General features: G+C 45.2%; 18 protein-coding genes and 1 pseudogene. 12 read left to right on the top strand and 7 right to left on the bottom strand.

Going from position 1 to position 20976, the window contains the following annotated elements; all coding sequences use genetic code 11:
• Positions 1-21: 21 nt before the first annotated feature.
• Positions 22-1452 (bottom strand): diadenylate cyclase, encoded by a 1431-nt coding sequence (locus tag UWK_RS11880; RefSeq protein ID WP_015404621.1) that lies wholly within the window; start codon positions 1450-1452, stop codon positions 22-24.
• Positions 1453-1756: 304 nt separating this feature from the next.
• On the opposite strand from UWK_RS11880, the gene UWK_RS11875 reads away from it, so the two are divergent.
• The 4 genes from UWK_RS11875 to UWK_RS11860 are packed head-to-tail and all read left to right on the top strand — an operon-like array spanning position 1757 to position 5163.
• Positions 1757-2350, top strand: coding sequence for a superoxide dismutase (locus tag UWK_RS11875; protein ID WP_015404620.1), 594 nt, complete (start codon positions 1757-1759; stop codon positions 2348-2350).
• A 54-nt stretch (positions 2351-2404) separates the two neighbouring features.
• Positions 2405-3469, top strand: coding sequence for a magnesium/cobalt transporter CorA (corA, locus tag UWK_RS11870; RefSeq protein WP_015404619.1), 1065 nt, complete (start codon positions 2405-2407; stop codon positions 3467-3469).
• Positions 3470-3475: 6 nt separating this feature from the next.
• Entirely contained in the window at positions 3476-4408 is a 933-nt protein-coding gene (locus UWK_RS11865; protein WP_015404618.1) for an ABC transporter ATP-binding protein, read from the top strand.
• Positions 4405-5163 carry an ABC transporter permease gene (locus UWK_RS11860; RefSeq protein WP_015404617.1) on the top strand — a complete coding sequence of 253 codons (759 nt, stop codon included), beginning with the start codon at positions 4405-4407 and terminating at the stop codon, positions 5161-5163. The genes UWK_RS11865 and UWK_RS11860 overlap by 4 nt, the downstream gene beginning before the upstream one ends.
• A 114-nt stretch (positions 5164-5277) precedes the next feature.
• Here UWK_RS11860 and UWK_RS19605 read toward each other — a convergent pair whose 3' ends face one another.
• Complete coding sequence (locus tag UWK_RS19605) at positions 5278-5466, bottom strand: hypothetical protein (RefSeq protein WP_167320744.1); 189 nt, start codon at positions 5464-5466, stop codon at positions 5278-5280.
• A 4-nt stretch (positions 5467-5470) separates the two neighbouring features.
• Entirely contained in the window at positions 5471-7228 is a 1758-nt protein-coding gene (locus tag UWK_RS11855) for a SulP family inorganic anion transporter (protein ID WP_015404615.1), read from the bottom strand.
• 294 nt (positions 7229-7522) lie between these two features.
• Between UWK_RS11855 and UWK_RS11850 the strand changes: the two genes are divergently transcribed.
• From UWK_RS11850 to UWK_RS11840, 4 genes and pseudogenes are all read left to right on the top strand, one after another.
• Positions 7523-7858 carry a cytochrome c3 family protein gene (locus tag UWK_RS11850; protein WP_015404614.1) on the top strand — a complete coding sequence of 112 codons (336 nt, stop codon included), beginning with the start codon at positions 7523-7525 and terminating at the stop codon, positions 7856-7858.
• 9 nt (positions 7859-7867) lie between these two features.
• Complete coding sequence (locus UWK_RS19980) at positions 7868-7999, top strand: hypothetical protein (RefSeq protein WP_015404613.1); 132 nt, start codon at positions 7868-7870, stop codon at positions 7997-7999.
• 15 nt (positions 8000-8014) lie between these two features.
• Positions 8015-8329, top strand: a pseudogene (locus UWK_RS18595) (peroxiredoxin family protein); the annotation flags it as partial.
• A 21-nt stretch (positions 8330-8350) separates the two neighbouring features.
• Positions 8351-10927, top strand: a complete 2577-nt coding sequence (locus tag UWK_RS11840; protein ID WP_015404612.1) for an amino acid permease — start codon at positions 8351-8353, stop codon at positions 10925-10927.
• Between the two features lie 168 nt (positions 10928-11095).
• Here UWK_RS11840 and UWK_RS11835 read toward each other — a convergent pair whose 3' ends face one another.
• The 3 genes from UWK_RS11835 to UWK_RS11820 all read right to left on the bottom strand — a co-directional run bounded on the left by UWK_RS11835 (position 11096) and on the right by UWK_RS11820 (position 14820).
• Positions 11096-12019: a hypothetical protein gene (locus UWK_RS11835; protein WP_015404611.1), complete on the bottom strand. Its 924-nt coding sequence runs from the start codon at positions 12017-12019 to the stop codon at positions 11096-11098.
• A 346-nt stretch (positions 12020-12365) separates the two neighbouring features.
• Positions 12366-12788, bottom strand: coding sequence for an SPASM domain-containing protein (locus UWK_RS11825; RefSeq protein WP_041916410.1), 423 nt, complete (start codon positions 12786-12788; stop codon positions 12366-12368).
• 136 nt (positions 12789-12924) lie between these two features.
• Positions 12925-14820: a TonB-dependent receptor plug domain-containing protein gene (locus tag UWK_RS11820; protein ID WP_167320743.1), complete on the bottom strand. Its 1896-nt coding sequence runs from the start codon at positions 14818-14820 to the stop codon at positions 12925-12927.
• Positions 14821-15188: 368 nt separating this feature from the next.
• On the opposite strand from UWK_RS11820, the gene UWK_RS11815 reads away from it, so the two are divergent.
• The 3 genes from UWK_RS11815 to UWK_RS19975 all read left to right on the top strand — a co-directional run bounded on the left by UWK_RS11815 (position 15189) and on the right by UWK_RS19975 (position 18199).
• Positions 15189-16094: an ABC transporter substrate-binding protein gene (locus UWK_RS11815; RefSeq protein ID WP_015404607.1), complete on the top strand. Its 906-nt coding sequence runs from the start codon at positions 15189-15191 to the stop codon at positions 16092-16094.
• Between the two features lie 2 nt (positions 16095-16096).
• Entirely contained in the window at positions 16097-17902 is a 1806-nt protein-coding gene (locus UWK_RS18590; protein ID WP_015404606.1) for a sensor histidine kinase, read from the top strand.
• Between the two features lie 162 nt (positions 17903-18064).
• On the top strand, positions 18065-18199 hold the full coding sequence (locus UWK_RS19975; protein WP_265588637.1) for a hypothetical protein: 135 nt from the start codon (positions 18065-18067) through the stop codon (positions 18197-18199).
• A gap of 114 nt (positions 18200-18313) precedes the next feature.
• Here UWK_RS19975 and UWK_RS11805 read toward each other — a convergent pair whose 3' ends face one another.
• Positions 18314-19378, bottom strand: a complete 1065-nt coding sequence (locus UWK_RS11805; protein WP_052326998.1) for an aminoglycoside phosphotransferase family protein — start codon at positions 19376-19378, stop codon at positions 18314-18316.
• Positions 19379-19437: 59 nt separating this feature from the next.
• Here UWK_RS11805 and UWK_RS19855 point away from each other — a divergent pair, with 59 nt between their 5' ends.
• Positions 19438-20964 carry a methylenetetrahydrofolate reductase C-terminal domain-containing protein gene (locus UWK_RS19855; protein ID WP_015404604.1) on the top strand — a complete coding sequence of 509 codons (1527 nt, stop codon included), beginning with the start codon at positions 19438-19440 and terminating at the stop codon, positions 20962-20964.
• Positions 20965-20976: the final 12 nt, after the last annotated feature.

Genomic DNA, 20976 nt, shown 5'->3' with positions numbered 1-20976 from the left:
TGCACTGCTCACTGTTAAGAATCATTCGAAAGTTATAAGAACTTCAACATCCGGCCATCTTTTCTCGACTGGTTGAAACGAAGGCGGGGCAATTATTTTACAGAGAATTTTACTATCACTGGAAATAGAACTGAGATATATCGGGGTGGTTGAAACAGCGAGAGTCTTATTTTCCTGCTGACTCGGTGGTGTAAATACCTGGATCTCTGCGGGGGATACTTGAATTTTCTTTATTTTTAAGCCACTTGGCAATTGACCAATAAACTGTGGAGTTATTGGTACGGTTTTCTTAACAATACCTGCCAGAGTCAATTCAAGCTCTGCGGGTGAGATATCAAGTAGTGTTATCTCACTGGGATATTCTATATTGTCACCTGTCACAGGAACTCTTTGAGTACCTTCCGCCATCTTGGACAAGTTAATCAGGGCATTGGGGGCTGAGAGAGCAAAATCGTTCATAGCTGACTTGGGTCCAGCTGCGTGAATAACGAGCTCGTACACCTTGGTTCCTACAAGAACCAACCCTTCGCCGGGAGAGGTATATTCAATAGGAACAGTGAGGGTTCGCTCAACCAGTTGTTTCTGACCCAGGATCACTGTAGACCAGAAGATAATAGCGACGAGCAGACTGCACATAACCTGCAGCACGGTTCTCGGGCTTAGGGAAACTGCCTGTGCAAAAGGGGTGACACCAATCCTGGTAAAATGTTTTTCTATCACCTGAATAATCTCTTCCGGAGAATTTAAGCGGGTCATTTCCCCATCCATAAAAGAAGAAACATGTCCCCGCTCTTCCGAGACAAGAAGTACAAGAGAGTCAGTTTCTTCCACCATCCCCATGGCCGCATGGTGACGAGTCCCGTAATCTTCAGACAGAGTGGAACTCTTTGACATGGGCAGTCGCACACCGAAATGGCTCAGAAGGTTGTCAGCGATGATCACAGCACCATCATGCCCTGGAGAATTGGGATCAAAAATACTTTTTATCAACGAAACACTGGGAAGCGCTTTAAGGACATTGCCTCCGGATATTTTATCCTGGATCTGTTCTTTCCCTGGAAAGACGATTATCGCCCCCCGTTTCTGTGCTGCAAGGGCCCAGAGGCTGTCAGCCACTATCTGATCAGTATCGCTTGAAGTGATATTTTTCTTAGCGACAGCGATGGAAACCATCTTCTCGAATATTTTTCGAATCTCTGGCTGGAAAATGACTATCACACCAAGCAGGGCAACATGACTGACATTCTTGAAAATCCATTCAATACCCTCCAGATTCAGGACACTGGCGAGGATAAACAAAACAAATGCAGCCAGTATCCCTATCAGGATTTTCCAGGTACCAAGCCTTAAAAATGTTCGATGGAGGAAAAACAGACCGGCAGCTATCAACACGATATCAAGAAGAGCCTGCCAGTTCAGAAAAATATCCGTATATATCTGCATTATTTTCATCTACTTTCCTTGTTTACAGTATTTTATGTCATTTTGTTACTGCCAACCAACCGGAATGGGTGGGTATGGAATTCATCATTTTTTTCGCCCCCTCCAATCTACTTTGTAATACATTCCAGGACTCATTCTCTTCCTGAGCATGGATTTGATATAACGAGTTTTCTTACTGTTGCCACTGAAGATTGAAATCGTTTTAAATATAAAGTATCCTGTTAAAAAGTCTACTGTTTAAAGAACGTTATCCAGGAGTGTACCTCTTCAACAAACTCCTCCCATCCCCCTTCAATCACAAGGAGAAACAAACATGACGATTACGCTGCCTGATCTTCCTTATCAAAAAGACGGTCTGGCTCCACACATCAGCTCACAAACCCTGGAATTTCATCATGGAAAACACCATAGTACCTATGTTGCCAATCTTAACAAACTCATAGAAGGCACAGATTTGGCTGGAGACACCCTGGAGGATATTATCAGAAAGACAGTAAAAGATGAGAGTAAAACCGCAATCTATAACAATGCAGCACAGGTATGGAACCACACATTTTACTGGAACTGTATGAAACCTGGGGGTGGCGGGATGCCAATGGGAGCCATCGCTGAAAAAATAGTTGCTGACTTTGGTGGGTATGACACATTTGTTGAGCAGTTAAAAAATAGCGCTCTTACACAATTCGGAAGTGGATGGGCGTGGCTGGTTATAAAAAACAACAAACTGACAATTATGAAAACTGCAAATGCTGACACCCCCATAGCCCATAATATCAAACCGTTATTAACGGTTGATGTCTGGGAGCACGCCTATTACCTGGACTACCAAAATGCGCGGGGTACCTATCTTGATGTTTTTATTCAAAACCTCATCAATTGGGAATTCGTTAACAAAAATCTGGTTTGAAGTAATAGCGACCAGCACTGACAGAAGATATCTCGGGAGACACAAGAGGGTGGCATGGCAAGATTCTTAAAAAATAAAGAGGCCTCCATGGGCAAGTCCCCTGGTGAACTGATTTTTATCGGGGAACAGAAAATAGATGAATCGAGGATCCAGATTCTTGATTATGATCAGGAACATCTGGATGAAAAATTTCTAAACGATATCAAAGACGGCATTCCTTATAAAGATACGGCGACAGTCACCTGGCTCAACGTATACGGCCTCCATGATACGGAATTGCTCAAAGCCATTGGCCAGGGATTCGGACTCCATAGCCTGGTCCTTGAGGATATCAGCAATACAGGCCAGCGCCCGAAAATGGAGGATTACGATGATTATATTTATTTTGTCCTCAAGATGATGCGTTATGACGAGGATGAAGGGAGAATCCACAGTGAACAGTTGAGCATGATCCTTGGAGAAACCTTTTTAATCACCTTTCAAGAACAACCGGCTGATGTCTTCGAGCCGGTTCGGAAACGGATAAGGAACCAGAAAGGGAGAATCCGCAAGGTGGGTATAGATTATCTTGCATATGCCCTGCTGGATACCATAGTCGACAATTATAATTTTATTATTGAACGGATGGGTGAACAGATTGAAGACATTGAAGATGAAATCCTCGACAACCCAACGAAGGATGTCCTGACGCGGATAAATAACTACAAGCGTGAGATGAACTACCTCCGCAAAACGATTCGTCCTGCCAAAGAATTTATTCTGCAACTGAGCAGACTGGAGTCAGACCTTATCCAGGAACAGACCATCCCTTTTCTCAAAGACCTTCTTGATCTCGTCAGCCAGGCTGTCGAGGTTATTGACACTTACCGGGAAATGCTTTCAGACCACTTGAACATTTACAACACCGGAATAGGTAACAAACTGAATGAAATAATGAAAGTCCTAACCATTTTTTCGGCAATCTTTATCCCTCTCACCTTTATTGCCGGTATTTATGGAACAAACTTTGAATACCTTCCGGAACTGCATTTTCGCTACAGTTATTTCGTCTTCTGGGGTGTAATGCTGGCTGTTGCTCTAGTCATGGTCCGATTTTTTAAACGTAGAAACTGGCTCTGATTCCTGATGATCAACTCAGATATTGCTCCCACTGTCGTTGTTGCAGAGCTGACAAAAATGTTTCAGGAACGTTGTGCAGTAGACAATATCAGTTTTTCCATCCGGGGTGGAGAATGTCTTGGCTTCTTGGGGCCAAATGGAGCCGGCAAAACCACCACGATCAAGATGTTGCTCGGATTAATGACAAAAAGCAGCGGCACTATAACTCTTCTGGGGATGCACATTCCGGAGCAGTTGCGTGAAGCCAAACAGCTTATTGGTGTGGTCCCTCAAGCGGACAGCCTGGATCCTGACCTCACCGTACAGGAAAATCTACTCACCTATGCAGCATTTTATAACATTCCACGTCGAATAGCATCGGCAAAGGCCGACGAACTTCTCCAGTTTTTTGCACTGACCAACAGAAAAGATGAGGTGATAGAGCGTCTTTCAGGGGGACAGCGAAGAAGATTACTGCTTGCCCGGGCTCTCATCAATAACCCGAAACTGCTTATCCTGGACGAGCCCACCGTCGGCCTTGACCCCCAATCCCGCCAACTGATATGGCAACATCTTGAAATGCTGCAGGAACAGGGGATGACCATGCTGTTAACCAGTCATTATCTCGATGAGGTGGAGAGACTTAGCGACAGGGTTCTTATCCTTGATCACGGAACAATTGTCACCGAGGGAATTCCACAGCAATTGATTAAAGAGCTTGTCGGTGTGGATGTCTTTGAAGTGGAGGGGGGGCAATCGGAACTTGACACCCTGGAAGAAGCTTTCCAAAAATGTAACGCAACCACCGAGCGAGTAAACGACAGGCTTTATGCCTATACTCAGGAAGATTGCAGCCGTCTTGAAGCGTTACTGGCAAACTCCCGCAAATGGCTGCGCAGACCTGCTAACCTGGAGGATCTTTTTATCCAGTTAACCGGGAGGTCATTACGAGAATCATGACCTTTTTTCGCTTCCGGACAGTCTGGCTGCGTAACAATCTGGTCTGGAGTAAGCACATCACTTCGACCCTGATAGGCAACCTGGGACAACCTCTGCTCTTCCTGCTGGCCATGGGCTACGGACTTGGCAAACAAGTAGGAACCATTGAAGGCCTGACCTATCTGCAATTCCTCGCTCCCGGCCTCGCCGCCTCCTCGGTCATGTACAGCGCCGCCTTTGAAACAACATATGGTGCCTATACCCGGCTGACAATTCAAAAGACTTATGAGGCCATCCTGGTTACACCGCTTGGGGTTACCGATATAGTTCTCGGTGAGATTTTCTGGGGGGCCAGCAAAGGTTTGTTGTCCGGTATCATCATGCTTGCAGCCCTGCCACTTTTTGGTGTCTGGCCTTCTCCATGGACCCTTACCCTGCTACCATTACTTTTCCTTTCCGGGATATTTTTTGCTGCCTTGGGGCTCATCATGACCGCCCTTGCTACCAATTATGAATTCTTCAACTACTTTATTTCTCTTGTCCTTACACCTCTCTTTCTCTTTTCAGGGATCTTCTTCTCACTCCATTCCATTCCTGAAAGAGTCAGAATATTTTTTGAATTACTGCCCCTCACTCCCTTTGTTACATTGTCTCGCATGCTCTGCTATGGCCAGTTTGATCAGCCATGGTTTGTAAAACTAATAGGACTGTCTGTCCTTACATTTTTTACCTGCCAGGTGGCTATCTTTCTCATACGAAAAAGGCTTATTCAATAAACAGTTTCACATGCACTTCAACAAAGAAAAAAAGCTTCATCATTATGATCTGCTCCCGAAATGCCAGTCCTGGCGGCTCTTCTCCCCCCGCTCATCGCTGTTTGTTGTTCTTTTTTATTCCTGATTACCATCCAAAATCAGCTTTGTAACCCAAAGTTGTTCCGTGTCGATTATATGGGACGCCATAAACCCATCCCTGGGGGCTCTACTGCTACTGCGGCCGTCCAGGCCGCAGATGCCCATATAATCAACACGAAAAGAAATCCTCCTCAGGCGGGTAGGCTGAGGATTTGTAGTAATCATGTTTTTATTTCACGGTTTCGCACTCATTAAAAAGAGCAATCGAACAGGTCTCACGGCAGTAATCATGATCAAGAATAGGGAAAATTTTTCTGGTTGCCGTACCTTTTCCATCAAAAATCATTTCTGCATCAATATCTGCAGACAATCCTGAAGAAACAAATACCTTCTGAACGGGCGGGTTGATATTAATAAAGACAGGCCGGACCCCTCTCGTGTCAAGTTCTTCCAGGAGCAGTCTGAGTTCATCAATTCCTGTCAGATCGACAAAGCTTACTGCCTGAAAATCAAGAATCAAAAATTTAATGGGCGCTACCAATGCATCCAAGCGCTCGCTAATGAGTTCCACCAGAAACTGGGCATTCCCGAAATAGATTTCACTGTCTATCCGTAACTGCAGGATCTGCGGGCAGTCAGGTTTATCCATCAGATCACCATCAACAAACATGTTCAATTCAGGATCCTTGGTTATCCTGACAACAACCGGGTGCATGGTTTTCCAGAGGAAAAAGATAAGCGACATCATGACCCCGAGAAGCAGTGCATAATCAGGCTTGATGACCAGTCCCATAATAAATACGGTAACAGCTACAATACCGTCATGCCGGTTTTTCTTTAAAAGGGCAAAGACCTCTTTTGGATTAAAGAGGAGAAGTACGGCATTAATGACCAGGGCGGCGAGTACCGCCTTAGGAATACTGGTGAAAAGCTGGGTCAGGAAAAGCAGAGACAGAACAACAATAATGCTTGATAAGATGCTGGAGACGCCAGTTTTTGCACCAACGGCAAAATTAATGGCGGAACGGGAAAAGGAGCCGCTTACCGGGGGGCAATAGAAGAAAGATCCGATACAATTGGCCAACCCCTGACCAATCAGTTCCTGATTGACATTCACCTTCTGTTTGGTCTGACTTGATATCGCCTTCCCTACTGAATAGGTCTCCGCAAAGCTCACCAGGGCAATCACCATTGTCGGTCCTGCAAGTTTGCTGAGCATCTCAAAACTGACCAGGGGAAGATTAAAGCTGGGCAGACCAACCGGTATTGCACCTATAACTGCGATTCCCTTCTGATCAAGATCAAACACGATGACCATCACAGTACCTATCACCAGGGCAATCAATCCTGCCGGCAAATTTCTGTTAACATGCTTGATGAAAGAGATGAGAATCAGGGCCGCGATCCCCATAACACAGGTATAAGGATTCAAACTGGGAAGTTCCCGGACAATATTAACCAGCATGGGCAGGATGTACTCATGTTTTCCAACAGAGATACCAAAGAGATGCGGAAGCTGGGTGGAGATGATGATAAGGGCAGCGGCTGCAGTAAAACCTTTGACGGAAGAATGGGAGATAAAGGACATGATCAATCCCATGCGAAGGGTACCGAGAAAAAGATAGAGGCATCCCACCATGAAAGAGAGGGTAAAAGCCAGAGAAATATAATCCGCAGATCCGGGTTCAGCGAGGGGAGTAAGGGTTGTGAGAACCAGAAGACTCATGATTGCAATAGGCCCGGTTGCAAGTTGGCGCAGACTGCCCCATAGCGCTCCTATGACAGGAGTTACAGCGGCCGCATACAGCCCATAAACAGGAGGCATGCCTGCAAGCATGGCATAGGCCATTGACTGTGGTATCAACACCACAGCAACTGTCAGTCCTGCCAGAGAGTCGCTTCGCAGCTCTTGAGAGCTATATCCCTTAAGCCAGCTCAGGAAGGGAAAAAAACGGGCCAGTCTTGATGATCTCTTCTGTACAAACATAAATTTCAACCTGTGTTTGAGGGAGCACATCCTTTTTTGCAAGCTTAGCTATAAGAGTATATTTCCATCAGAATGAACAATGAATACATTACTTGTAGCACAACAGAAGTTGTTTGACGAGTAACATCACTCCCTGGACAGCTCTTAAATATTGTTAATTATTTTTTGCTATTGTATTCTCATTTAGAGTCTTTTTTGACATTTAAGAGCTGTACAAGGGCAGCATGGTGCAAATACCGGGGAATCGTCCCACTGGTTTTTCACCACTAAAACATTAAACAGTGAGGTTGAACTATGAACAGCAAGCTGGTTACGGGATTTATTTTCATGGGTGTACTGGTATTCCCTGCACTGGGACTTTCCAGCGAAACGGGTCCTGCCGAAATAGATCTTAAGGCACGTTTTCATATAGAAGGGAAGAAGGAGGCTGTTATTTTCCCCCATGCCACACACCAAAAAACTTTGGAATGTATAAGTTGTCACGCCGATCCAAAGGGAGGGAAACTTAAGGTTGCCATAGTTAACATCAGCGGAAGCGGGAATGACTTCCACAAAAAACTCTGCTGGCCGTGTCATGAAGAAAAGCAAGTTCCAAAAGGAAAATCCTGCTCCACCTGTCACAAAAAGTAGGAGGTTAGCATGGCTAGAGTCGAACGAGACGGACATGCACCAGGGTTCACAGCTACAGATTGTAACGGAAACAGTTTTACACTTTCATCTTTCATTGACCGAATGAATGTGCTGTTGGTTCTGAATCGTGGTTTCTCCTGACCATTCAGCCGCAGGCATCTGGCGCAGTTGCATCAGGAATATCAAAATTTTGTTAGATTGAATACAGAGATAGTCGTCATTGGATCTGAAAATGCCGACATTTTCCAGAAATACTGGATGAAGCAAGAGTTACCGTTTATCGGCATACCTGATCCGGAGCATACCATTCAACAATTATATGGACAGGAAGTCAATCCCTTCAAGTTAGGCAGACTTCCAGCGCAGATGCTGGTTGATTTGTCCGGCAGGCTCCGCTACGTTCATTATGGGAGCTCCATGGCTGATATCCCTTCCTGTAAGGAAATATTGGATTTGCTGAAGATAGAATAGAACACTATCAGGTGAACAGAAGTGAACGAACTCAGCACCCCCCCCGCAGCGTCGGAAGCCAAAATAACGGCAGGTAAGCTGGGTACCTTTAACGGTGTCTTCACCCCCAGCATCCTTACTATTCTAGGGATTATACTCTTTCTGAGGCTGGGTTATGTGGTGGGAAATGCCGGGCTGGGAAAAGCCCTGCTGATTATTGCCCTGGCAAATCTCATCAGTGTACTTACCAGCATTTCCCTGTCTGCAGTAGCTACTAACCTCAAGGTTAAAGGTGGTGGTGATTACTATCTTATTTCCCGAACCCTTGGCCCGGAATTTGGTGGATCCATAGGGCTGGTTCTTTTTCTGGCCCAAAGCGTATCCATTGCTTTTTACTGCATGGGATTTGCAGAGGTTATTGGTACTTTTTTCCCCTGGATGCACCACCTGACCATACAGCTGATAGCATCCGGTGCGGTGGTGTTTCTTTTCTTTTTCGCCTGGCAGGGTGCAGACTGGGCCGCCAGATTTCAATTCGGCGTCATGGCCCTGCTGGCCGCCGCCCTGCTCTCTTTCTTTGCTGGCACAATCCGCAGTTGGGATGCAGCAATTCTTGCAGCCAACTGGGCATCACCGGAAAACGGTGTTCCTTTTTGGGCCCTCTTTGCCATTTTCTTTCCAGCCGTCACCGGATTCACTCAGGGGGTGAGCATGTCCGGGGACCTTGCTGATCCAGGAAAAAGTATCCCTCTGGGAACTTTCTGGGCCGTTGGACTCTCTATTGCTGTCTATTTTTCCGTAGCGATCCTGTTTGCCGGGGTTCTGTCAAATGCCACTCTCTCTTCGGATTCCGGTGCCATGAAAAACGTATCTGCAGTTGGATTCCTTATTGATGCCGGGGTTATTGCAGCCACCCTTTCCTCTGCCATGGCTTCCCTTATGGGGGCGCCACGGATCCTGCAATCCCTAGCTGCTGATAAGATTTTTTCTTTACTGACCCCCTTTGCCAAGGTAAATGGACCTGCTGCTAACCCTCGTCGAGCCCTACTCTTCTCCTCCGGTATTGCCTTTGTCACAATTGCCCTTGGAAAATTAAATCTTGTTGCCAGCGTCGTTTCGATGTTTTTCCTTATTTCATATGGATTGCTCAACTATGCTACCTATTTTGAGGCCAAAACCGAGAGTCCTTTTTTCCGTCCACGATTCAAATGGTTTTCACCTTCCCTGAGTTTATTAGGTTTTTTTCTCTGTTTAGCAGCCATGCTTGCAATTGATCTCAAAAGCGGTGCTGCCGCTATTGCCCTGCTGTTTGCTGTTTACCAATATCTGAAACGCACAGCCGGTCCAACCCGATGGGCTGACAGTTCACGTTCCCACCATTTACAGCAGGTACGCAGGCATCTTCTCGCCGCCGGCAAGGAACCTGAGCATGCCCGCGACTGGCGTCCACATCTGCTGGTATTTACCCAAACTCCCGAGCATCGGATCCCTCTATTGACATTTTCCTCCTGGATTGAAGGAGGCAGCGGCTTCACAGAGGCTGTACAGATTATCGAAGGCGAGGGAGCGGAAGCCAGAGCAATGCATAAAGCTGCTCACCTTGCATTGACTCAGGCCATAGCTTCTGGCCACTATGATATGTTTCCCCTTACCGTAAGTTCTTCAAATTTTACCCAGGCCATGGGGGTTCTTCTTCAAAGTTCTGGTATTGGGCCTTTGCGTCCCAATACGGTGGTTCTTAACTGGATGGGTGCCTCCGTAAAAGCACTTTCGGGTCTTGGAGCCTATACCTACGCAAAAAACCTTAAACTTATTTTCCGACAACATAAAAACCTCGTGATCTTGAGTATGGACGATGAATCCTGGATCCGACTTTTGGATGAACCGATGGCAGGGCGCCGGATTGATATATGGTGGCAGGGAAATGGTACCAGTCGCCTGATGTTGCTTTTAGCCTACCTGATGACTCGACATAAACCATGGGATCAAGCTACTCTCAGAGTGTTGACTCAAAGCGACACGCTGCACATTGAGCGTGAAAAGGAAAAATTGAATAAAATCATGGAGGATGTGCGTATTGATGCCGTCGCTGAAATCATTGAGAACTTTGAAGCGGACACTATTGTTCAGCAGTCAGCAGATGCGGCTTTTGTATTTCTTCCTCTGAAGATTGACCAGTATCGTCTACTTGACCTCACCGGGAAGTCTTTTGAACGCTCTCTCCCCCGTCTTCCAGTTTGCGCTCTGGTTATGGCAGCTGAAGATATAGATCTTGACGCAACTCCTGAGGAAGGTCTGCCGGCTCAGATCGGCCGGGCAACCGATGAGCTGGAATTGGCACTGAAAAAATCAGCGGCAGCTGAAAAAATTGCCGCTGAAAAAATGATGCTTGTGGAAAAGCTGAGCAGTCAACTCAGTATTCTGGAAGAGAAAAGTGTTCCCGAAAAAGTTCCACCTAAAGAGGGGGAAAAACTGCAAAGAGAGATAGCTAATGCTGAGTCCGATGCCGAAAAAGCTCATCGTCGTGCGATCAAGGCCAAATTTAAAGCCGATGAAGCAGCAAGGAACATTGATAACTTAGAACCGGAATTACAATCAAAAATTGAACCGCCTGAATAGGCGTTTCCCGCGTTATTTGTGCCACCACAAAAAAAAGAGCACTCCCAACAGGACATAAGAGATATTTATTATCTGAAGCACCACACAACAACACTCATGGTTCAGCTGGATAGAATACTGGACTTCGATTCCTGGAGTCGCTTGATTATTACAAACAGTTTCATATAATTACCTACTTACTGGCATCTCCAACCCTTTACGAATCATTTCAACAAATTTTGTCAACAGGGTTGGTTCAAATAGCATCTCCCGCCGTCTGCCTGATATCTCCAAAATTTCCTCGAATTTTTCTATTGTCTTAAATGGTGGAGTAATTCTTGGGTAGTTCACTGTACAATTACAATAATGGGTTACTATTTTCCCTATTTCTGTGGTTCGAAGTAAATTTTTCAGTTTATTATTTTTAAACCTTACTGTTCCTTGATTCTTTGCAAACTGTATAATGGCCCTTTCATATCCAGAACTTTCTAAAATTGCAACAGTCCTATCTAACAAGCTAGAAGAGTCATTCATTGTCTCTATATACCCAATTTTGTGAAGAATAAGACATTTCCCTAAGACATTTCTCTGGAGACTACTCAGTTCATCAAGATATTCTGCAAAGAGCATTCCAATGACGAAACACTGGGTTGAGTAAGTAATCAGGTTACTGTATGAAGAAGCATTTTTTGTTAAGATATCATCATTGAAACCGTATGAAGTCATGGTCATTCGATTTCTAAAGGAGATTATCTGATCATCGAAAACCTCCCTTACGCGCTCTTTTAAGCTTTCCTTTACCGCATTTACATCCTTGAACATTTTTTCCAGCGTAAAACTTTTCTCTGTGATGCTCGTCACCTGATTTACCAGCAGAGAGAGTTTTTCTTCAGAGGTTACCTGCAGTTCAATCACAAGCTGGGGATATTCTTTATTGAGACGTCTAATTTCTGCTTTTGACCAGGAGCCATCAGTTATAACTTCTCTATTCGGATTACCCAAATCTTTTACAATACGAATGAGACCGATATTTTCAGGAACCTGACTAATATGCAACGTCAGAAGTGTGTCTTCATTCGCATTATGGCTACCTGTTTCCGCCAATGCATTCATAATTAATACCTATGGTAATGGCTCTCGAAGAGCCGAATCACTGTTCACAAGAAAAAGCATTAATTGACTGAATCTTCAAATTATTCTCTGTTTTAATTTGGCAAATGTCCAGAATAAAATATGTCTTTTTTGACAGGACAGTAGCCAAAAACGCCAGAAGTACTGAAATCACTAGCACCACAAAAAGGAGAGAAATAAAAATAAATAGGACTGAATATAAACGTTATCTTGTGGAGGGCAGAACCAGCTTTCTTAGCAAGAAAAAAGCAACAGGTATTCGTGATGACGTTCGGGATTGCGGACACGGATGAGATCTTGAATCGGATCACTGCAGCAGAGAGAATTCCTATTCTCTGACAAGCACTTTGCTTTCTTTTATATCCTGAAGAACAAAAGATTCCAGGGTTTCGTCCAGGAAGTTCTTTTTGCAGTCGATATCCATGGTGAGATCTTTACGATACTTCATAAAGCGACAGCCACCAAAACAGAGCAGAAGATAAAGACAATTGCGACAGGCTTTATGGTTCTCCCAGTTTTTAACCTGGTACTGCTTGCTATAGTTTTGGATACCTTGATGGATATCCCCACAGGCCAGCTCATCCTGGCCCACAAGGGCCGGACATTGGTAGATATTTCCATCATAGTGAATGGTAAAGGTATTGTTGCGATCCACCATACAGGGCGTGGGGGTGATCCCGTCGGAATCCCAACCGTAATCCATGAGCTGCTGTCTAAGAAATATGGCGGCTTCAGGGAGCCATCCGAACAACAAGGATTTTCTTCATGTTCATCTCCTTGTTTGAGGATTGATAACTATTCCAGTGAGTACAGTTGGCATTTTCACTGGAGGATTAAATACTCTTGTTGCGTCTTCTCCTGTCAGGTACTTCCATTCTATTATTCTTTTAAAAAAAGAACTTCATTCCTGCCTCCAGCCAGCGCCCACAGTTGGCTCGTAATTCGTCTGCGTACTGACTGGCGTTGGTGAGGTTATGACCCACAAAGAAGATCTCACTGCTAAGCTCTTTATTTGACCAGATTTTTTTACTGATACTGATATCCCAGAGTACGGCGTCATCCACAGGATTGTAGGCAGCAGGGGCCTCCAGGTCACCGTAGTGGATAAAGTTACCGCTCAGTTCCACTGTGATCAGATTTGGGTTGTCATAGAGGGCTATAAGGTTGGTGACGTGTTGATAGCCATTTTCACCATTATCATCCTCGGTGTGGGTATAGGTGAAATTCATCTCCAGGGAGAGGGAATTCCAGGGAAGAGTAGCTAGTTCAAGCTCTATCCCCTTTCGGGTCTCGGTGCCACTATTATCATAGGTGGAAAGATCAGCATCCCAATGGAAGGCATCGCTGACATCATCATAGAAAAAGGTACTTTTAATGCGGCAGAAACGGGCCGCCCCGGTTTCCAATCCGACCTGATAGGACCAGACCCGTTCAGGCTCCAGTTGATCGTTAGCCCACGAGGCCCCATTGTCAGTATCTGTGAAAACGATGGGAGGTTTGCGGAATCCTTTGCTGACGGTAGCCCTGAGCAGGGTGTGTTCGGCAGCCAGCCAGGTGGCACCAAGACTGGGGCTGGTCATATCGCTGGTATCCGACATCCGGTCATAGCGGAGGCCGGGGACGAGGGTCAGCTTGCCAAAGGCAATGGTGTCATTGCCATAAAAGGCAAGGGTTTCTTCACTGAGTTTGGCAGCTGGAGCCGTTGACAGCTCATCACTACTGGTAATTTTATTGCGCAGATAGTCAAAACCTGCCACAAGTTGCTGCTTGCCCAGATGGTAATCGATACGCCCGTTGAGGCCGGTGGTTTCCTGCTCATCACGATCCTTCCACCAGGGAACCTCACTACCGAAGTCTATATCTGTGAGGATAAAGGTGTTATCAAGTAAATAGCCATTGAGGTGAAGATTGAGTCCACTTACGACCATGGCATCAAAGGAGGCGGAAACAAAGCTGCTGCGGTCAGTAACATACTCGTCAAAGTCATATCCAGAGAGTGGGAAGTGACTAATCTGGTATTCCGGTGCCGTGTACGCTCCACTCACCCTCAATTGCATATTGGAAGAGAGATCAAAGTCAAACTTGCCATAGATACTGTTGTTCTCAAACGCTTTATCGTCTTTGATGCCATCGGACTTCTGACCCGTAGCTGAGAGATAATAACCAACAGGGCCAAAGGCCCCGGCAATATCCCCGGAGTAATCCTGGCTGCCGTACTCGCCAAAAGATCCGCGGAGCGAACCGCTGGGCCGGCTGGCCTCTCCGGTATCTTTGGTGATAATGTTAATCACTCCGCCCAGTGCAGACCCCCAGGTAGAGCCCGCTGCTCCCTTAATCACTTCGATGCGTTTGATGATGCGTACCGGCACCATATTAGTGAAGATCACATCATCGGTGGCCTTGGAAATACGGATACCATCCAGATAGACCGCTACCTGCTGGTAGCTGGAATCATGGATACTCAAATAGGCTGCATTGTTAAAATCTCTACCTGCAAAATCGACAGAGAGACCGGCAATCCGGTTAAGCACCTCATCCACCCCATGAACATTCATCCTTTCGATCTGTTCTGCGGAAATAACAGTCACGTTTTCGGCCACCCGAGACAGAGGCTTGGGAGCACGAGTGGCACTCTCCACCTCCTGGGTGTCACCATAATAAAGGGCAAGGAACTCATCTCCATCATCAGAATCTGAGAAGTTTACCTCTGCCCATGCACAGGGAGCCAAAAGTATCAAACCCAGTGAAAGACCAATGCTCTTACTTGATAGTATTTTTCTCAATTTCTTATTCTCCATAGACTTGTTTGCTGTTTATTAATTACAAGGGTATTATTTTTTTTGGGGGAGGAAAGGAAAGAAGAGTATAAATCAATTCCTACTGCTAACTCTCAAATTTCTCACAATTTTATTCACAAAAAAAACTTACCACCCAAAAATAAAAATCTAAAGAAAAATTAAATCAAGGTTCTTGCAATATGAAGCAATTCAGAAACTTTTTATCATATTAGCAATAGAAACGATGTAATCTTTTCTTGTTTTCCTTGCTTAAATCGATATGCTATATAAAGATCGTTTTGCTTAGAAATCAGTCAATTATGGTGCCAAAAACCACATTATATTAAGCCACTTTCCCCACTTATGGGGTCTGAATGAAGCGAACACTTTTCCTCACTCTCTTTTCTTTCTTGGTCTTATTGGGAAAAAGCTGGGCCTTTGAAATCCTGGTGATCCAATCTGGAGAGGCACTCCCCTACGAACTCACACGGCGGGCATTTACCGAGCGCTTGCAGCTTTGCCTTCCAACCCAGGGCATCAAGGCCATCGCAGAAAACTCTATTCAAAGCCATACCATGACAAAAGGAGGAAATCGTTCTACGGTTCTCCAAATCATTGAAGAACAACACCCAGACCTGGTGGTTGCCATTGGCAAAAAAGCTTTACAGATGGCAGCCCTTGGCTCCAGCCCTGTGGTTTACCTTCTCGTTCCCAATGCCCAATCCATCCTTCCTGTGGGACACCAGGCCACAGGAGTCACCTTGGAGCATGATGGCGGCAGCGAATTCAGTGCAATTTTAAAAATTCTTCCCAATCTTAAAAAAGTTGGGGTCGTCTATGATCCCAAGAGAACCGAAACCCTGATTCTACGAACAGTTGCAGCCAGGCCTGATCTCACCTTCATTCTCAGACCAATCAAAACATCTAAAGAAGTCGCAGCTCAGCTGGAAACTTTAAAAAATAAAATCGACCTTCTGTGGATGGTACCGGACATCACAGCTGTATCACCGCAGACAGAACAAAGCTACTACAGCTTCTCCCTTGAGCAGCAAATTCCTCTTTTTAGTTTTTCCACCAGGCACCTGTCCCATGGAGCCACTCTGGCTACTGTTATAGACTGGAAGGAAATTGGAGAAAAAGGAGCTGAACTGGCACTTCAAATACTCGCTGGAGTTCCTGTTGCAGACGTTCATCCAGTGCAGCCTGATAACGTACAAATCAAAATCAATACCACAACAGCCCAGAAGATTAACCTTCACTACATCCCCTCCCCACGATAACTATGATTAACTCAATCAAAAATATAAAGAGAAGCTATAATGCACGAATTCTTCTCCTTTTTATTGGAGGCATGGTGGTTCTTGCCATTGGTCTTGATCTCTTGTTTATCAATATTCAACGCAAAAGTTACACTCGACATACCCGTCAGAGTGGCTTAGCCACAGCCAGATTACTGGCACAGTCGGTCCAGATAGGCGTCTTCTCTGAACTGCCAAGTGCGATGAATCCAATGGTTGATTCACTGCTACTCCAAGATGATATCTACAGAGTAGTTATATTAAATAACCAGAAAGAAGTGCTCCTTGACAAACACGATAATCAAGCAACAGCAGGAGAAGATGATGACTACCTTACCCAACTGGCAAAAGTTCATTTGGAAGGCAATCATTTTCTCGACAGACCTCATTCCTTTGTCTTCTGGTGGCCTGTAATGAGCAGTATTTCTTACAATGATGAAGATGATCTCTATTTTCAAGACAAAACCACTGCCATTCAAGAAAAAAAGCATATTGGATGGGTGGCTATCTCTACTTCAAAAAAGAAATTTGAAATTGAGGTTCAGCAGCTTATCATTCGAACAGGTATACTGGTTGCTACTGCCCTGTTTTTAGCCATCTTCAGCACTATCACCCTGCTAAACAAAATGATGCGTCCCCTGAGAGATCTGGTTCATAAAGTTGGAGACGCTCATGGAGAAGGAAAACATAACGATGAAATCGACATCCTGGACAATACCTATTCAACGTTACTGGAACGACTTGAGCAGTCTTTTTCCACAATCGATGAACTTCGCCAGAATCTTGAGGAAAAGGTAAAAGTACGAACCGAGGAACTTGCCCTTGCAAATAAAGATCTTAATAAGAAAAAAGACACTCTCAAAAAAAGTAATGCCAGCCTCGAGAAAGCACTGCAGGAGTCAAAAGAAGCTCAAGCTCAGCTGATTCACACCGAGAAACTTGCAGCACTGGGCCAATTGGTTGCAGGGGTCGCCCATGAGTTCAACAACAACATTAACTTTATTGTCACTGCGGCACCTATCCTGGGGAAAACTCTAACCGAAATCAAAAAGATTACTGAGGCTTATCATGAGGCAGGAACGAAACAAACTGAAAGTGAAATGCTCGAAGGTTTGAGGCGGGCAGAAAAATTACGAAAAACAATTGGTATTACAAACCTCTACAGCAATATCGACCATGTCCTGAACTCTATCTCAGAAGGATGTAGTCGCAGTGTCAAAATAATACAGGAACTCACCTCGTTTTCACGTCAGGACAGTGATGATTTTAATATATTCAATGTCAACAAAGCCCTTCTCTCCACATGGAAGTTTGTGGATCTCAGAAACAAAAACAAGGTACAACTCATAACTGAATTCACTGAAATTCCGGAGATACTCTGCACTGGAGGAAAGATCAACCAGGTATTTCTCAATATAATGAATAATGCTACTCAGGCAATCACTGATAAAAAAGGCACTCTCACCCTCACAACCTCCTGTGATGAAGAGATGGTACATATTCGTTTTGCAGACACCGGAAGTGGCATTGAGAAAGAAGATCTCCCAAGGATTTTTGACCCGTTCTTTACCAAAAAAGCAGTCGGACAAGGAACAGGACTTGGGCTGGGAATATGTTATAAGATCATTGCTCAACACCATGGCAAAATCCGTGTTGAGAGTGGTGCGGGAGTGGGAACTGCCATCACCATCAGTCTGCCCATTCATTCAAACGGCAATGATCGACCAGAGTGTGAGCTGAGTCTTATCTCAATTCATCCGCCGGTCTCCACTGAAGAGCACGTCATTTGACCTTTTTTTATTGTTTATTCCCGAAGTATGGGTTCTTTCCGCTTGGTGACATTGATCAGCTGAAAAGAACGCATGCAACTGGAGGCCTTGAATTACATCCATCAACAAATCATTACCTGATTACCACTAACGTCTGAGGAGGAGTTAGTTCGTGTTGATTATATGGGCATCTGCGGCCTGGACGGCCGCAGCAGAGCCTCCAGGGATGGGTTTATGGCGTCCCATATAATCGACACGGAACAACTCCGGGTTGCAAAGCTGAGTTTCGATGGTAATCAGGAATCATTAAGGCAGTAGCTGTTACTAAAAACAGGGGCTTTCTTATCCTGTACCACACCCACTGTGATCCTTTTTCAGACGGACTCAAGGAAAAGCGTCAATCTGGATAATACCTGCCTTCTCCACTCTCTGTTATTTATTTCCCGCAAAAGACTTCACTGCAGAAGAGACGGTCTGTCTCAAGACCACCATCTCCGAAAACAGTTCACCCCCCAAGAGAGTATTCAGAGAAGCCGTTGCAGGCCCTATATATTGCGCAAAAAACACCTTTCCACGCTGCTTGGTTAAAAAGGAAAAAGCTCCGACAATCTGAAGGTTTCGCTGTAAAGCCAACAGAAGATACTCTTCGACAAACTTTCTTCGATCAACATCAATTACCATTTCCAGTTGATCCAGGTACAATTCCAGTAACTCTTCCTGAAAGTCAAGGGGAAGTCCGACATATGGATCTATCAACAGGGACGCCAGATCATAGGCGAGAGGCCCCAGTCGTCCTCCCTGGAAATCTATAAAACAGGGTTCATCACGATACAACATAATATTACGGGATTGAAAATCCCGATGAAGAAAGTAAGAAGCTGGGATATGGGATGACCTGTCGGCAAGCTCCAGAAATTCCTCACCCAGGCCAGACGGTTCTTCATTCCCCAGATAACCCTGCCAGAAGGCACGAAGAAAATACTCTGACTCGCGCTCGAGCATCAGTTTTTTATCGTAACGGGGACTATCCCAGCACCATTCAGGATCAAAGCCCTCCGCGCCCCGAATCTGCATCAAGGCGAGTTTTTTTACCACAGCAGTGTAGCTGGCTCGAACCTGCCCAATCCAGTCATCAGCTTTCCGTTTTTCTACAACATACTCATGAAGCTTTTCATCTCCCAGGTCTTCAAAAAGCAATACTCCGTACTGTTCATCCCAGCCATACTGGTCAGGAACCCGCACCCCCTGTTGTAAAAGATGCAGGCCTATGGATCGGGCAGCTTTTGCCTCAGCAAGATCAAGAGTATCTTGCCTAGGGGGAGCAACCGCCAGGCAAATATTTCTGTCACCTTCCATTATCCGCCAGAACTTTCTGCTGGAACCATCACCTGCCAGTTTTGTAATCACCAGCTTGGGTGATATGGAGTTCGTAATCCCGGCTTCCTGCAAAAGTGCATGGATAACAGAGAGAATTTTTGTTTCATTTTCATCATTCATGTATACAATGTAGCCATTCAAATAAAGCTTCTGCAAGAGAAAAGAGGAAAATCCATCCTATGGCTCAGCCAGTGTCCAATATATTCCGTGACTCACTGCGTAATAACGATGAGTTCACCATCACCTACGAATTGGTGCCAGGCCGTGGGTCCGGCGGTAAACGACTGGAAAAAATCCTCCAACTTGCAGAACTTGCCAGAGATGATGGAAGGATAAAGGCCCTTTCCATCACCGATAATCCAGGTGGCCACCCTGCACTTTCGCCTATTTCATTAGGTCTGGATATTCTAGCCATGGGTATTTCCCCCCTGCTTCACTTCTCTCTCAAAGATAAAAACCGTAACCTGGCTGAAAGCCAGTTATTTGAGTGTCATCGCCATGATTTACTGAATCTTCTTGTCCTTGGTGGCGACTTTCCACGTTACGGCTTTCAGGGACAGGCAATGCCTGTTTTTGATCTTGATTCCACTCAACTGCTGACTCTCATAGAACAACTTCGCCACAATTTCACGGTCACCAGAGGGGCCCCAGGACAGGCCATGGATCTCCCCAGGATGGATTTTTTTGCAGGATGCGTGGTTTCTCCCTTTAAAACACTTGAGTCTGAGCAGGTATGGCAATATGTAAAACTCCTCACCAAAATTCAATGCGGTGCCCAGTTTGTTATCAGCCAGCTTGGTTATGATATTGTAAAATATCAGGAACTCATACAGTTTATCAACGAACAGCAGCTACGGATTCCGGTTTTGGCCAATCTCTTTGTACCAAGCCTTGCCGTTGCCAGAATTATGAACAAAGGACTGGTACCAGGTGTTATTCTTCCAGATGCTCTTCTACAAAAAATGGAAGATGAAGCAAAATCCAGTGACAGGGGGGAAGAAGCCCGACTGTTGCGAGCAGCTCGAATGCTTGCCGCTCTACGCGAAACCGGATACTCGGGAATACACCTTGGCGGCAATAATCTCAGTTTTAAATCAATCTCCTTTATACTGGACAAATCAGAAGATTTTACAGAAAAGACAGATCAAGCAGAGACTCATTTCCCTGAACCCGGCACCTGGTATTTATACCAGACCTCTTGCCGGACACCGAGAAAACGCACTCTCCCCTTTCTCTTTTCCAGTAACCACTTTATCCATAAACAGATATTTGCCGAGAAGGGATTATTCTTCTCGATTGCACGAAAACTCAGCATAAAAGCACTCAGCAACAGTTTTCTCAGCCGAACGTACACGCTCGTTGAACATCTGATAAAAAAAATCCTCTTTCATTGCCGAATGTGCGGAGACTGCACCCTGGCCGAATCTTCCTACCTCTGCCCTCAGTCCGGCTGCCCCAAGAAAATGATTAATGGGCCCTGTGGCGGTTCCAATAATGGCTATTGCGAAGTGTACCCGAATAAACGGCTCTGCTTCTGGGTTCGCAGTTATCATCGGGGGCTGGAACCCGACTGTCACACCATTCACAGTCCAAAGCCAATCCCACCAAAAGACTGGTCATTAGACAAAACTTCTTCCTGGTTGAACTACTTTTCTGGAAGAGATCACTGTGAATTGCAAGTAAAAAAAAAGAAGGCTGAATACTGAGGTGAATACTGC

Origin of the sequence: Desulfocapsa sulfexigens DSM 10523 (assembly GCF_000341395.1) — a bacterium.
GTDB lineage: Bacteria > Desulfobacterota > Desulfobulbia > Desulfobulbales > Desulfocapsaceae > Desulfocapsa > Desulfocapsa sulfexigens.
Note: the sequence above shows the minus strand (reverse complement) of the source record. Positions and strands in the feature narration are given on the sequence as shown.